This is a genomic window from Sporosarcina sp. P17b, from assembly GCF_002743115.1.
Classification (GTDB): domain Bacteria; phylum Bacillota; class Bacilli; order Bacillales_A; family Planococcaceae; genus Sporosarcina; species Sporosarcina ureae_C.
On record NZ_PDYP01000003.1, the window covers coordinates 194,260 to 209,598 of the forward strand.

Consider the following 15,339-nt stretch of genomic DNA (forward strand, 5'->3'; position numbering starts at 1 on the left):
CTCTTCACAACCTTTCCAGAATATGAACAGTAGAGTATGAACCTGTTCCACCTAAGTTTTGTGCCAAAGCAAGACGAGCATTTTCTATTTGGTTCGGTGCTGTGCCGCGCAGTTGCCGTACAAGCTGATAAATTTGCGCAACGCCTGTTGCACCAATTGGATGTCCTCGCGACAGTAATCCGCCACTTGTGTTTACTGGTTTATCACCCGTCACTTTCGTTCTCCCTTGTTCCACAGCTAACCAGCCTTCTCGTTTGTTGAAAAATCCAAGCTCCTCGATTGCAAGCATTTCTGTCATCGAGAAACAGTCATGGATTTCCACGACATCGATATCTTCAGGACCGACGCCCGCTTTTTCATAGGCCAAGCGACCTGACTCCCGCACTGCGGGTAATGAAAGTAAATCGTCCGCGTCTTGCATTTGCGTAGGGCCTGAACTTTGTGCAGAGGAGCGGATATGAATAGCTCCCTTTTTTCGTGTGATGACCAGTGCTGCTGCCCCGTCTGTCGTCGGGGAACAATCAAATAAGCCGAGTGGAGAAGTAATGATTCGTGCGTCCATGATTTCTTCCATCGTTGTCGGCTTCTGGAATTGGGCGAGTGGATTATGCAATGCATGCTCACGGTTCTTCAATGCAATCATGGCTAAATGTTCTTTCGTAGCATCTGTTTCATGAAAATAGCGATTTGCCAATACACCAAAGAATCCTGGAAATGTCAAACCTGCCTGCTTTTCATTGGAATCGTTGTCCATGGCAGCATTAATGGCTTGCGTTATATCCGCGGTCGAAGCATGTTTCATCTTTTCCACACCTGCTATTAGCACCGTATCGTATTCTCCACTTACAATCCCCATAATACCTTGTCGAAGTGCTATGCCACCTGACGCACAAGCACCTTCGACTTTCGCAGTAGGGATATAGCCTAGACCCAGTTCATTCGCTACTAGCGCACCGAGAATTTCTTGATTTCCAATGGATCCACCCATGAAATTTCCGACAAAGACTGCATCGACCTTCGGATTCCCTGCGTCTTCAAGCGCTTCTATAGATGCTTCAACCAACAGTTGCTTCATTGATTTATTTATGAATTTCCCGAACTTCGTCATGCCGACTCCTTCTATATAGACGTTTGTCATGAATGCACCTCCCCGTGCTGATTACGTAGTTCACGTTTTAATATTTTACCGTACGAACTTTTCGGCAATTCGTCGACAATATGAATCTCCTTCGGTTTTTTGAAGCTCGCCATATGATCGAGGCATAATTGCAATAGTTCTTCATTTGTTATAGGCACAACACCATTTGGTACGACATACGCAATGACGTTCTCGCCCCACTTATCATCGGGAACGCCTATTACACAAGTTTCTTTAACTCCCTCATGCTTATTGAGGACTTCCTCGACTTCTCTCGGATAAATATTAACCCCTCCCGAGATGATGACGTCTTTTTTACGATCTACGATATGCACATATCCAGTTTCACTCTTCCAACCGAGATCGCCCGTTTGCAGCCAACCGTCTTGTAATGTTTCATTCGTTGCTTGCTCATTATTCCAATAGCCTTGCATGACAAGTGAACCTTTACAGACAATTTCCCCCACTTCTCCAGCAGTTAATTCTACACCTCGTTCATTCACGATTTTCACGTCAACGAAAGGTCCGACACGTCCGCATGATTCGAGATGATCACCGAGCTCCCGCTTGGGCATCATCGTAATACACATTGGTGCTTCAACTTGACCGAATGTCTGCGCATAAATGGGTCCTGTCAGTGCGAGTGCTTGCTCAAGTTTGCTCGCGGCAATCGGTGAACCAGCCATATTAATACTCTTAATCGTAGATAGATTCTTCGGATCAAACTTCGGATGCTGGATCATTAAGTTAACCATCGTCGGCACTAGGAAGATCACTGTGACCTTTTCTCGTGTGAGATCATGAACGAATTCTTCTGGTTCAAATGTATTGAACACGACTTGTGTTAAACCATATAACCATGCTACGTGTGAGAGGAAATTACTGCCGTGCGTCAACGGTGCCACATGCCCAATGATGTCGTCATAATCCGTTTCACAAGCAAGCGCAAGAGATAATGCGCCTGAGATGATATTGCGATGGCTGAGCATGACGCCTTTCGGATTACCCGTCGTACCGGATGTATACATAATCGCGAATAAATCATCCTCATTCACTTCTGTTGTACATGTAGCGCCAATTTCTTGTTCAATGGCTCGCTCATAGTTTTCACCGATCATCAAAGCTTGAATCGTTGTATCAATTGGGTCAATCAATTCCGATTCGCCAATGATCAACTGAACGCTTGCATCTTCTAGCATATATTCATGCTCTTTCGGATGAAGTCGATAATTCAATGGCACTTTGATGACTCCTGAAATTGCTGCCGCCACGTCCATTTCAATATGCTCCAGACGATTGGATAGTAAAATAGCAAAACGGTCCCCTTTTCGAAGACCGGCTTTTTCAAAGTATGCAGTTAACGCGAGTGCCCGTTCCATCACTTCTTTAAATGTAAAAGAGCGTCGATCATCTTTCACAGCAATCTTATTTGGATAGGCCGCCGCTGATTTCATTGCCAGTTTTCCAATTGTCTCCAAAGTCCATCACTCCTTATTTGTAAAGTGGAATAGTGGAATGCCCGAAAAATTATCCGGCTTCCGTTGAACATCTGTATCTGCCACTGGGAATATAATAAATTCCACTGTAATCGCTACAGGGTTTTCACCTCTGAGAAAATGACCACCATTTAGTTGTTTATCACAATCTACATATAGTCCGTGAAAGTGGATATCCAGCTTCCCCTCTTCGTCGAAGCCAATAAAGCCTGTACCTGAAAGCAGTTCGACAGGCGTGTTGGTTACGATGCGTTCAGAATACTGTAAGCTTTTATCGGGATTTTGCTGTGGTTGCACAATCGTTGCGTACGCGAGCGAGCCGATACACTGAAATTGAGCCGCCTCCACGCCATATTGCGCACATACCGCAAGAATTCCTTCAAACAAATCGATGTCCTTCTTCAAACGACCGATGATTCGATTCGATTTCTCGTCATACACCGCTTGAATTTGGTGGTTCAATACAATACCCTCCATCCACTTTTAAGATTTGTCCTGTCGTATAACTGGATTCCGATGAGGCGAAGTACAGAACGGCTTGCGCGATGCTAATCGCTGTGCCCGTTTGATTGATTGTCGCTTCATCTAAATTTGCCGTGCATACAGGTGCAACTGAATTACATGTAATTCTGGACTCACTCAGTTCTTTAGCTACTTGCTTCGTCAGTGTACGAATTGAGTTTTTAGAAGCCTTAAACGTTTGTTCATTAGTACAACTTGAAACAGAACTAATATTGATAATGCGTCCATACTGCTGTTCAATCATGTACTGTGACACAGCGTGAATAAATAACGCAGTAGCTTGTGCATTGCTGTCTGCCTCAAGCTCCCATTGATCAAGGCTAGGCTTGTTTTCATTACGAGTACTGCATATGCACACATTATTCACTAATACATGCAATTCCCCAAATACATCTGACGCTTTCGCGACTACTGCATTCACAAACTCTACGTCATGCACTTCTCCTAAACATTCCAAATACACCGCTTTGCCTCTGTTCGTTTGAATTGCTTGCAACGTCTGTGCGCAGCTCGTCGAATCTACCAAAACGACATTGGCACCTTCCTGTGAAAGTAGGAGAGCCGTTTGGGCGCCAATGCCACTAGCAGCCCCTGTGACGATTGCCGTCTGCCCTTTCAGTTTCACAAGCACCCCTCCCAACCTACTTGATGTTTAATAAGTCCGGCAAAAATGTGGAAATCTGCGGTATATACGTAATGAGTAATAGGATAATAACCGACGAGACAACGAAAGGAAAGACCCCTCTTGATATTTGTCCTATGGAAGTATTTGATATACCGGCGGCTACAAATAAATTGAGACCGACTGGTGGTGTGAAAAGCCCAATCGCCAAGTTGACTGTCATGAAGACACCGAACACTGTCGGATCCACATCGAACAACAGTACAATTGGTAACAAGATCGGAATGAAAATATAGTATGCAGATATGGCATCAATGAACATGCCCGCAATTAATAAAATGATATTGATCAATAATAAGATAATTATTTTATTGCTTGAAATATTTAGCATCACATCGGAAATCTGTGTGGCAATTTGCTCCGTTGTGATGATATATGCATACACACTCGCTGCACTGACGATGAACATCACGACTGCCGTCTGAATACCCGCAGCTACTAAAATGTCATACAGCTTTTTCAATGTTAGTTCACGATGAATGAAGAATCCGATGAACAAACTATAAAATACGGCTACTACCGCTGCTTCTGTCGGCGTAAAGAACCCACCGTAAATACCACCTAAAATAATAACGGGAATTAATAAGCCCCAGATCGCTTTACCGAAGGCTTTAAAACGTTCAGCACTTGTTGCTGGTTGCATTATGTACTGTTCCGATATTGGACCTTCACGCTTTTCCTGTCGATGTCTAACGAACATAGCCGCGACAATAAATCCAACACCGAGTAGTAAACCGGGAATCACTCCTGCCATAAACATACGTCCAATTGATACCGGAATCTGATCGCCCGCCACTACGGCAAAGACAATAAAAGCAATACTTGGCGGAATGATAATACCAATCGCACCTGAACTCGCAACAAGTCCAGCCGCTGTTTCTGTTTTATAACCGTTCTTAACCATCCCTGGAATCAAAATACCCCCGATAGCTGCAACGGTAGCAGGGCCTGATCCCGATATTGCTGCAAAAAATATAGCTGTCATAACCGTTACAAAGATAATTCCACCTTTGCGATGACCTACTAATGCTTGCGCAAAATCAATCAGTCGCTTCGAAATGCCCGCATGCTCCATAATGACACCTGCCAAGATGAAAAACGGAATGGCGAGCAATGTGAACTTTGCTACACTCGTATACATAATGTCCGCAACCAATTCCAAACCGAACAATCCACTGCCCGTAAATAGCACCACGATGGAGGAGATTGCCAAGGCTACAGCAATTGGCATACGAAGCATAACTAGAAGGAAAAATACGCCGAATAATATAATCGCTGTCATACTGGCTGCTCTCCCTTCCCATTTTGCTGACGGAATTCAGTAATAGTTACTTGAATGGAACGGATCAAACAAAACAGCGCACCAATTGGCATCGACATGGAGAACCACCATTGCGGCCAACCAAGTGAAGGCGTCTTCTGTCCCATTTCCATCTGATATTGCACCATCTTCACACCGTAATATAAAAGAATAAAAAATAATAGCACCATCATCAATCCAACCAAAATCGTAATAATATTCTTTAACAGCAAATTACCTTTGTCATAAATCAAAGTAAAGCCAAGGTGTGCATACTTGCGCACACCAATGGCTGTTCCGACAAATGTTAACATAACGAACAAATTGACTGTAATTTCTTCCGTGAAAGAAAATGAATAGTTGGCAAACCCTCTGGATAGCACATTGACGAATGCGATGGTGGACATGATGGACAGTACAATTACGACAATCCATTCTTCTAATCTATTGAATATTTTTCCCATACATCCACCCTCCAGTCCTTATTGATCTTGGAACTTGTCTAGCAAATCTTTACCCCAAATATCTTCATACTTTTCGTAAACCGGTTGTACTGCTTCTGTAAACTCAGCTAGTTCTTCATCTGTCGGTGCGTAGAATTGCATTCCCGCATCCTTCAATTCAGCGATTTGCTTCTCTTCTTTTTCACGTGCCATTTCCACTTGGAATTCTGCTGCTTCTTTACCTAACTTCTTCACAAGCTCCTGATCTTCATCACTCATGGAATCAAATAACTTCTTATTAATTCCGAGTACTAGCGGGTCATACGAATAGTTCCAAGTCGTCAAGTAATCCTGCACCTCATTTAGCTTAGACGAGTGGATTACGTCGATTGGGTTTTCTTGACCGTCGATTGTTCCTTGTTGAAGTGATGTAAAGACTTCCGAGAATGCCATTGTAGTCGGATCAGCGCCTAAAGCACGGTAAAGATCCGTGTACATTGTGATTCCTGGAATACGCACTTTCAAGCCTTTCATATCTGCTGGTGATTTAATTTCTTTTTTACTATTCGTGATCTGTCGGAAACCGTTCTCTCCGAAACCAAGTAATTCAACGTTCTTTTCATTGAGTATTTCTGCGATTGCTTCTCCTCCTGCCCCATCGAATACTTTATCTACTCCATCCTTGTCTTTAAATAGGAATGGCGCACTTGCTACACCAAACCGATCATCCAAGATTGAGTAGATAATCGTCGAGTGAAGACTTAGGTCAGTTTGTCCTTTTGTTAAAAGCTCGACACCTTTACCTTGATCACCGTTTGATAATTGCTCGTTCGGGAATACTTCAATGTTGATACGACCATCCGTTTGTTCTTTTAAGTCTTGCGCTAACTTGTCCGCCGCCTGATACCAAGTGGATGAATCATTTACTGTGACAGACATTTTCAGGTCGTATGATTTTGCTTCCGCGTCTCCGCCACTGTCCTTGGATTCTTCCTTATCCGATGAACAAGCCGCCAGCATCAGCATGGCAGATAAGCCGATTGCTCCTAGTACACTCTTTTTCTTCATTCTCATTTGTCCTTACCCCCAGTTTTTTATCAACGAACAATAGATTACATGATGTGAAAACAAAGAAAGTAAATTATCTATTCGAAACGTTTGATTAGTGACTATAATTGTAATAGTCTAATAATTTATTTCATATAGACTTTAGCACAATATTCATACACATAAACCACTTGAATGTTGTGATAACATCCAAATTATATGTTATAGGGGTTTTATAAGAACCTGTTCTACTAATAAAGTGGAAGTTCTCTACTTTCGTGTAAATATATATAAAAAAAGAGGAGCTAACGGTAGCTCCCCTCTTCTCACATCTTTTCAATTTTTTCTCTAGTACGCACTAAATAATATGCATTCATCCAAGAAGCAATGGGAATGACTAACGCAATCCCAAGACCTGCACAAAGTATTAAAATCATTTCAGAACTGAATATTTTCGAGTTGATGATATCACCAATTGAATAGTGTAAATCCTTAAACCAAATAAGTAGCGCCAAGTATCCTCCAAAGAACGCGAAGAATAAAGTATTCGTATCCGTTCCGAGGATATCGCGCCCAATACTGACACCTGACTTGAATAACTCTCTCTTGCTGAGGGTAGGCGTATGCTTGAAAACTTCATGCACAGTTGAGGCAATGGAAATCGCAACGTCCATGATTGCACCGATCGTACTCATAATAATGACCGATGCTCCAATTTTCACGAAGTCCACTCCAATATAAAGTGACAACCCAGCAATCGCTTCCTCCCCCTCTTCGCCGAACCCTTGAATCATCAGTTTCTGTGAAACAAATACAATGAAAAATAATAAGATGCTGATTGTAATCATCGTAGAAATGAACGCTAGCACCGTTTTACTATTTACTTCATTAATATAAAAAAGGCTGATGCATCCAATTACACTACTTGCAATGAACGTAATGACAATTGGATTCGTATTCGGATCAAGCATAAAAAACATTGTGAAGAAGACTACACCAAAGTTTAAAAATAATGAAAAGAATGATCTGACTCCACTCTTTCCACCAACCCACACCATTAAGACGAGTAAAATAATCGCGAGCCATACTAATACATTCATGCTCTCGCCCTCTTTCGCTCAATGAAGAATATTGTAATGTATAGGCCAATCGGAATCGTCAACACAATCCCGATTCCTCCAGCCAACGCACGGGCTAACTCGAGCGACAAGTTCATCGAAAGCGCAAACCCTACTGGCGAGGCATTTTTCAAATAAAGAATTAGCATCGGAATCGAACCACTGATATATGCAAAGAATAAAATACTTGTGATGGTCCCCATTATGTCCTTGCCTATATCAATGCCCGACTTCCTCAGCGCTTTCACAGATATTGTCCGATCTCTCTCATACAGCGCAAACAAAGAGGAAGACATCGTAATCGCCACATCCATAATGGCGCCCAGCGATCCAATGAATAATCCAGCCATGAATATAGTGTGATAAGGTCGCGTCAAAAACTGCATTTCTTCATAGCGCAGACCATCTCCTGCTGTGATCCAAATGACGAAGGATACAATGGAGAGTGATACTACCGTCGCAATCAACGTAGCTGCTATTGCGGCGTAGGTCTTTTCACTGCGCCCACTGACTAGCAGAAGCGAAATGGCAGTGAATAACAAAATACAAACCCCACAGACGACCAATAAACTGACGTCATAATATTTTACATAGATGTCCAAAGCGAGTGACAATATCATCACATTGATGGCAAAACTAACAATCGCAAGCAATCCTTGCTTATGGCCGACGATCAATAATACGAAGACAAAAATCCAGGCTACAATTAGTACATATTTATCGCGTTTCACGTCCGTGATACTGCCTACCAGTTCATTTCCCATCGTAGAATCGATAGAGACAAACAGTTCGTTACCTACGTTATATTGCTGATCATAGGCACCTGAAGAGGAATATTCGTTGTTCAACAATATCGTCTTGCCTTTTTCTTTACCGTTCTTGACATTAGCCTCAAGCTTCTGGGTAAAGAGCGTATCTTCGTTCCCATGCATATCGGTCACATCGGTTGTCTCGACCACTTCATTTTTCGTCACTTGGGCGATGGTACGATCGTAAAAGGAGTGGTTGTTATTGACGAGTAGGATAGAAGAAACAAAACAAATAGCCAGGATGGAGTACACAACCCATTTTGAAGCTGCCGTGTTTTTAAGTACATGTGTAATTCTATTCAAAACGAAATCCTCCTCCTTGCCACTCGTATTAAAAAGCAAAAACTTAGGAATAGTAAGTGAGTTTGTGAGTATGATCGGATGAAAGCTCCAGCTGGCGGACGCTTTCCCATGGGCCTGCGGTGAGCCATCGGGAGTCGCCACCAACTTCCGCTTCCATCCTACGTTGATAGTGCAGGTACTTAGATCACTCACTGTAGGTAGTTTATGAGTGATTATTTTGTCTTAACTTATTTAAGTTCAAGTACAAAAGCTCAATATCGATTACAATCCTAACTTCAATGCACAACAATAAGTGTATTTCACTTACAAGTTAGGGATTGGAGTGCAGAGCGGCGACTCCCGCGGGAATAGCATGAGTCTTGAGACCCCACAGCGAAGCGAGGAGGCTCAAGCCATGCCCGCAGGAAAGCGTCCGCTCGGAACGGAAATCCCCTCCCCCAACACCCTTGCCATCCTCACCATTTGAAACTATTATTTCATTCCTTACCAGGCACTTGTCCATCCAACAAACTCAATGCCAAGTACAACAGAAACACATCATGTGTACTGGAGACGGACAATCCCGTTAACTGCTCGACCTTTTGCAAACGATAGGACAACGTATTCTTATGTATATGTAAACGCTGCGCCGTATTCTGCATCGACTGATTCTCCTCGAACCACACCGCTAGATTATTCAGCAAGTCCTCATGATCTGCAAGCGGCGCAACCGTGCGCTTCAGAAAATCTTTCTTGACCGCGTCCGGAATGCTCTGCAAAACAATCTCTAGCTTTAACTCATGCTCAAAGACAATATCACCCGACACCTTAGCAGCGCTTACCGCACGCTCTGCCTGTGCAAAGGACTTCGCTAAATCGAAGTATCGCACCGGTGCACCTATACCCGCAACGACTCGTACCTTTTTACGTCGTTTGATATGCAACAAAAGAAATTCCAACTCACTTTTTAACGTGTCCTGATTCATTTCAGGCAACAGCAACAAAATTTTATTCTGCGCCCAGCGAATCATCTTCATGGATGAATGGATATTTTGAATCGAGGCGAATATCTCCATTTCCTCAACCGAAAACTGTTCTAGCAAATCCAACACTTCAAGAACCGCTACTTGATGGTAATGCGTCACGTCCATTCCAAGTAGGGTTCCTCTTTCCACGAACCGTTCATCTTTCTTAGAACCAGTCAACCAATCAAAAACGAAAAATTCTACATCACGAACTCTTTCATCCTTTTGCTTACGCTTTAACGAATCTTGTATAAAGAGCTCTACTACCCGTAAAATTAGTTGGGCTTGGGGATGGATCACGTCAGGATTACCCGTAACACCAAGCACGGCAATCGGTTCCCCTTCAATAATGATAGGTAACACGATTCCCTCACGAACACCGTGCAGATGCCCTGCTTCTTTCTCTCCCATGCGCAGCACAGATTTTTGACGCATGCTCAATAAAGCTCCTTCATGGAACTGATTGATCCGGCCAGGTTCTGTGCTCGCTTGAATGAAGCCCCGGCGATCAGTTAAAATCACCTGTTGTTGTATCAAGTTAGATAACTCCGTTACGATTTCATGTCCTAATTTATCAAATTGAAACATCTGTCTCACCTCGGCTGAAAACTGCTAGTTACTCATATCTTACGCCACTTCAGTTTTCACTACAACAGAGGAGAGTTAGACAAGCTGAACTTCTAGAACCCCACAGCTCCACGCTTTCATGAGCAACTGGGACAATTCAGCCGTTTCGATAAGAAGGGACTTTTCCAATGTGACAGAGCCGCCTAGATCGGTATAACGTTGTTCAGCCATTACTCGATCAATCATTGAGAATTGTTGATGCTTTGTCGCTGGGTACGCGGACCGGTTCATCACGTCTGACGCTTTACGCAAAGGAATCTTTTTTCCACTTTGAAAAGCAGCCGTCTCTAGATGCGAATTTATTTCATTCGATGCTTTTTCAATATAATCCACTGCAGCTTCCGAATGTAAACCAATTCGTTGATGAGCTATTGTCGCTTCCCACCCCGCCACTTTAATTCTACAACTGTAATTCCACACATCTTCAATACCACTCAGCAAACGTATAAGTATAGTACAAACACTTGCCAAATCTGTTCTTTGTACGACTCGATCTAGTTGAATGTGAGAATCCAATGCGTCAGCCCTAGCATGTACAACTTGGCTAAAATGCAAGACAACCCCTTCACTAGCTAGCAACTGCTTCATCAAACCTATCGCAGAGACCTTTTTCTTCACTAGAGAGTGTGTTGAAACTTGATGAGGAGAACGGTCAAATAAAAGCCAAGAACCGCACGCCTTTACCTGTTCCATGAACTGATCCGGGACGAATATATGCTTCTCCTTTACTTTGCTGGATAAAAAGGCGGGTATCCTACTATCTGTTAGGTGCATCGTATGGGGTGGTACTTTGGCATGTCGTTGATGAAATGTCTTGCCAAAGAACGTCATGACATCGTCAGGCAAGGTGATATAACCTTGACTAAGAATCCAATAGGCGTCATGCACTTTCTTCAGACGAGCTATCTCTTCATTCTGCATAGCAGCCATTGCAATGAGCATAAGTCGTTCCTGTGGTAACCCAATACGCTGATCTGAGTAATCAGACGTTATAAACTCACTCATATATTGTTGAAGTTGCTCAATCGACAATAGTTGATCCCGTTCAGCTTTAATCTGCAAACCTAACCACTTAATTTCATTTGCCGAATAGCTATGGATCCATTGTCCATATAATCCATCCTGCATTAGCTTACGAACCAATTGATGAAAGCCTTGGTAAATCGGCTTGCCACGTAGTTGTTCTGCTTGATTGTATAATACATGGAGTAATGCATGTTGATGCGTTCGTTCATCTGTTTGTTGAAGATTTCTCATATCGCCGTCTCCTTTCGTAAACAACAAAAAACAATCATTCCGCCCCTTCGGCAAGATGATTGCAATAGTTGTGAATGAGGAAACAAAAATAGGCAGCTCAAACATAACCCATGAACACGCATGGATAGGAGAGACCTTTTTGCCCCCACCTCTCAACCCCCGAAGAAAGTGTAGCTTTGACGATACGTAGGCAGGTCTCCTGGCTCCACTTCATCCTTCCACCACGCCTTCCCATGTCTCCATAGTGGCTGATTTGGCAGTCGTCCGTGTATACAGTTGCGGGGACAGCTCCGGTTTACGGATTCCCTTTTACACCTCGATAGGTACCTATATATCGTGCAAACTCATGTATTTGATTACATTCATTTTATCATGGATATCGTAGAGGGTGGTAGCGTTTGTTTTGGGTATGTACGAAGACAAAATTAAACAGGGTGCCTATGCATAAAACCACTGGGATCACATCCACAATCGTTTTTTGCTAGGCACCCTGTATTGAGCTTTCTTCATTACTTACATTAGTTGTTGTTCGCATAGACAGCCGCACTCCGCCAATCCTTGGACATATGCTTCTTCCCAAGTGATTCCATGGATGAAACCATTCTCCGTGTAGTCTGTGATCAAATAGTATGTCTCATTTTGCTCTGGTAACGCTGAATTGTTTTGATAGTTATTGTTTTTCATAAAAATTACCTCCTGGATTTTGTATTTTTCATAGTATATGTCTTGTTAGGAAATAAAAGAACACTTTCTTCGCTTTTATTGATAAAAGGCTAATTGGAAGCGCTTACATTTAGAAAGCAGGAAGAAATGAATTCACATATATTCCCAGGTGCGTGTACTAAACGCATGTTTTTTAATTCAATGAATTCTGTTTATTGTATCATTTCCATAAATAAAAGTAAACTATAATTGTCATTTTTCATTAACTTTTGTTAGTTATTAAATGCATATGCATGACTTCCCACTCATTCAATGACTAAGAGAACTTCCCAACATATAAAAATATCCCCCTAAGTCCTGATTACGACTTAGAGAGATTTGTAGTGGTTAAGACAGTTGCTTTTCGCAAATCGCGATGACTGCTTTGACAGAGTCTGCTGAATGATCGAGCGCAGTTTGTTCTTCTTCTGTTAATGGAAGTTCAATTACACTCTCGATACCATTACCTCCCAAAACAGTTGGCACACCTAAATAGATGTTTTGATAGCCGTATTCGCCCTCTAAGTACGCAATGGATGGCATGATACGTTTTTTATCTTTAATTATCGCTTCAGCCATCTCCACCAAAGCTGCTGCTGGTGCATAATACGCGCTGCCATTACCTAGCAAAGAGACGATCTCGCCACCGCCTTTTCGAGTGCGTTCGACAATTGCTTCTAGTCTTTCGCTCGAGATAATTTTATCCAACGGAATGCCGCCAGCATATGAATAACGCACAAGTGGAACCATATCATCTCCGTGTCCACCTAGTACAAAGCCCGAAATATCTTCTACAGAAATATTCAGTTCTTCAGAAACGAAGGTATTGAAACGCGCCGTATCAAGTACACCCGATTGTCCAATTACACGGTTTTTAGGAAAGCCTGTTGTTTTGTAACATACATACGTCATCGCATCTACCGGATTACTTAAAATCAACACAGTGCTGTCTGGCGCATAACGCTTCACTTGTTCGGAAACGGAACGCATAATCTTAGCATTCGTTGTCACTAGATCATCACGACTCATACCTGGTTTACGCGCAACGCCTGCTGTAATGATGACCATTGCAGCGCCTTCAATCTCCTCATAATTGGATGTACCCGTAATACGGGAATTGAATTGTTGCACAGGACTTGTCTGAAGAAGATCTAACGCTTTACCTTTAGTCGGATTGGAGAGGTCTGGAATATCAACCAACACGATATCGCCTAATTCCCTCTGCGCTGCCATCAATGCTACGGTTGAGCCGGTGTGGCCAGCTCCTATGACTGCTATTTTATGTCGTTTGAAAGCCATGGAAACCACTCCTTTCTATAGATTTCATTATGGAAAATATGCTAATAAGCAACCGTCAGTCTTTCTTCGGTGCCTTCTTAGCCTCTGCAGACTTCTTTATTTGCGGAATTTCTGGAGTGGGCGACACTAAGGGTTTCACCATGCCGTATACTGAATCATCGGGACGCGGTATCACATGTGCACCTAGTAACTCGCCAACACGCGCTGCTGCGTCGCGACCTGCATCGACAGCTGCCTGTACTGCTCCGACATCACCTTGAACGATGACCGTGACAATTCCACCATCGACCATCTCTTGTGATACCAATTCCACGTTAGATGCTTTCACCATAGCATCTGCTGCTTCAATCGATCCAATCAATCCTTTTGTTTCAATCATTCCGATCGCTTGACTCATGTATATCACCTCTCTTTACTTCTGTTGAATCGATAATACCGATAATGACCGCGTCGATTGGGATCGGGTTTTCTTTCGGTAAAATGAAGCGTGAGGAACCGCCACTCGTAATAAGTACCTCGTCGCCGACTCCTGCCCCGATTCGATCTGCCGCGACCATATGCGACTGTATACTATTGCCGTGTGCATCAATCGGCTGGATGATCAGCAGTTTAAGCCCTGATAGTCCATCTTCTTTGCGGGTTGCCCACACATTACCAATTACTCTACCCATTCGCATGCGTAATCACCTTTTTCTACTTTCTATTGGTTATCGTTTTACCGAGTTCCCGTGCTGTATCTCTTGCAAGTGCTGTAACAATCGTGCCTTTATTCACTAAAATCTCCCGCTCAGAAATCAAAGCGATATCTTCAGCTGACAATAGTCTTTTAGTAAATTCAAATGACTGTGGCACACTTACTGGTTCAGGCGTTATAACGGTTTCTGTTACTCCCGCAACTTGTCCTACTGTCGTATTATTTGCGTCATTCGGTTTCACTAGACGGCCAATCGACCCTTGTGTAATGAAACCACCATTGGCTTCATCCGTATCGATATGCATTTCAAGACGATAGCGTTCATTCACCCGTATCCGCACATTGCGGAATGCAATAGGACGGATTCCATCTGCTTCGACCGTCACGTACTCCCCATCTACCACGCCAAAGCGTGAAGCGTCCGTGGGAGCCATGTGGATATGTGACTGTGCGATAATCAGACCTTGGTCTATATGCACACTACCCTTTGGTCCAATTAATGTAATCGGTGCGGATCCTTCAATATTGCCGGATTCCCGAAGTGGGGGCTTGACGCCGAGCTTCATGGCATCCGTAAAGCTGACCTCAACTTGAGTCGCTTTTCGGACAGGACCTAAAATCCGCACACGTTCAATGCTACTTTTAGGTCCCGCAATCATCACCGTTTCATTGGCGGCGAATTGGCCCGGCTGCGATAGCTCGGACCGTTGTGTCAATTCATACCCTGCGCCAAACAATACTTCCACATGTTCAGGCTGTAAATGTGCGTGACGGGCGGAAACCGCAATGGGCACCGCTCGTTCCGGCAATTGAACGGGGGATTTTCCCAGTTGTCCAAGAATCTCTCCGACAATTTGCTCAATCAATTGCTGATTCATTTAGTTCACGCCTTTCTACT

At 43.2% G+C, this 15,339-nt stretch carries 16 protein-coding genes and 1 riboswitch; all 16 genes read right to left on the reverse strand.

Annotated features, from left to right (window positions below):
• Positions 1–4: 4 nt before the first annotated feature.
• Entirely contained in the window at positions 5–1,138 is a 1,134-nt protein-coding gene (locus CSV76_RS04980; RefSeq protein WP_085427567.1) for a thiolase C-terminal domain-containing protein, read from the reverse strand.
• On the reverse strand, positions 1,135–2,616 hold the full coding sequence (locus tag CSV76_RS04985) for a class I adenylate-forming enzyme family protein (RefSeq protein WP_099624885.1): 1,482 nt from the start codon (positions 2,614–2,616) through the stop codon (positions 1,135–1,137). Before CSV76_RS04985 ends, CSV76_RS04980 begins: the two co-directional genes overlap by 4 nt.
• Positions 2,617–2,622: 6 nt before the next feature.
• Positions 2,623–3,096 carry a PPC domain-containing DNA-binding protein gene (locus tag CSV76_RS04990; RefSeq protein ID WP_085427569.1) on the reverse strand — a complete coding sequence of 158 codons (474 nt, stop codon included), beginning with the start codon at positions 3,094–3,096 and terminating at the stop codon, positions 2,623–2,625.
• Complete coding sequence (locus CSV76_RS04995; RefSeq protein WP_232319501.1) at positions 3,068–3,781, reverse strand: SDR family NAD(P)-dependent oxidoreductase; 714 nt, start codon at positions 3,779–3,781, stop codon at positions 3,068–3,070. The genes CSV76_RS04990 and CSV76_RS04995 overlap by 29 nt, the downstream gene beginning before the upstream one ends.
• A 16-nt stretch (positions 3,782–3,797) precedes the next feature.
• Complete coding sequence (locus CSV76_RS05000) at positions 3,798–5,120, reverse strand: TRAP transporter large permease (protein ID WP_085427571.1); 1,323 nt, start codon at positions 5,118–5,120, stop codon at positions 3,798–3,800.
• The gene (locus CSV76_RS05005) at positions 5,117–5,602 is read right to left on the reverse strand and encodes a TRAP transporter small permease (protein ID WP_085427572.1); all 486 of its coding nucleotides are present in this window, start codon (positions 5,600–5,602) and stop codon (positions 5,117–5,119) included. Before CSV76_RS05005 ends, CSV76_RS05000 begins: the two co-directional genes overlap by 4 nt.
• Positions 5,603–5,620: 18 nt before the next feature.
• Positions 5,621–6,655 carry a DctP family TRAP transporter solute-binding subunit gene (locus CSV76_RS05010; RefSeq protein WP_099624886.1) on the reverse strand — a complete coding sequence of 345 codons (1,035 nt, stop codon included), beginning with the start codon at positions 6,653–6,655 and terminating at the stop codon, positions 5,621–5,623.
• A gap of 299 nt (positions 6,656–6,954) precedes the next feature.
• The gene (locus CSV76_RS05015) at positions 6,955–7,728 is read right to left on the reverse strand and encodes a YibE/F family protein (protein WP_085427574.1); all 774 of its coding nucleotides are present in this window, start codon (positions 7,726–7,728) and stop codon (positions 6,955–6,957) included.
• Entirely contained in the window at positions 7,725–8,858 is a 1,134-nt protein-coding gene (locus tag CSV76_RS05020) for a YibE/F family protein (RefSeq protein WP_199173035.1), read from the reverse strand. The genes CSV76_RS05015 and CSV76_RS05020 overlap by 4 nt, the downstream gene beginning before the upstream one ends.
• A 476-nt stretch (positions 8,859–9,334) precedes the next feature.
• Positions 9,335–10,450, reverse strand: coding sequence for a CdaR family transcriptional regulator (locus CSV76_RS05025; protein WP_099624887.1), 1,116 nt, complete (start codon positions 10,448–10,450; stop codon positions 9,335–9,337).
• A 75-nt stretch (positions 10,451–10,525) separates the two neighbouring features.
• Entirely contained in the window at positions 10,526–11,746 is a 1,221-nt protein-coding gene (locus CSV76_RS05030) for a hypothetical protein (RefSeq protein WP_085427577.1), read from the reverse strand.
• 172 nt (positions 11,747–11,918) lie between these two features.
• A riboswitch (cobalamin riboswitch) is annotated at positions 11,919–12,092 on the reverse strand.
• Between the two features lie 167 nt (positions 12,093–12,259).
• Positions 12,260–12,430 (reverse strand): hypothetical protein, encoded by a 171-nt coding sequence (locus tag CSV76_RS17195; protein WP_157129955.1) that lies wholly within the window; start codon positions 12,428–12,430, stop codon positions 12,260–12,262.
• A 366-nt stretch (positions 12,431–12,796) separates the two neighbouring features.
• A complete protein-coding gene (gene mdh, locus CSV76_RS05035; RefSeq protein WP_085427578.1) occupies positions 12,797–13,747 on the reverse strand; it encodes a malate dehydrogenase in 951 nt (316 codons plus the stop codon).
• A gap of 55 nt (positions 13,748–13,802) precedes the next feature.
• Positions 13,803–14,144, reverse strand: a complete 342-nt coding sequence (locus CSV76_RS05040) for a BMC domain-containing protein (RefSeq protein ID WP_085427579.1) — start codon at positions 14,142–14,144, stop codon at positions 13,803–13,805.
• Entirely contained in the window at positions 14,119–14,424 is a 306-nt protein-coding gene (locus CSV76_RS05045) for a EutN/CcmL family microcompartment protein (RefSeq protein ID WP_085427580.1), read from the reverse strand. Before CSV76_RS05045 ends, CSV76_RS05040 begins: the two co-directional genes overlap by 26 nt.
• Before the next feature lie 16 nt (positions 14,425–14,440).
• Complete coding sequence (gene pduL / locus CSV76_RS05050) at positions 14,441–15,319, reverse strand: phosphate propanoyltransferase (RefSeq protein ID WP_085427581.1); 879 nt, start codon at positions 15,317–15,319, stop codon at positions 14,441–14,443.
• Between the last annotated feature and the right edge of the window lie 20 nt (positions 15,320–15,339).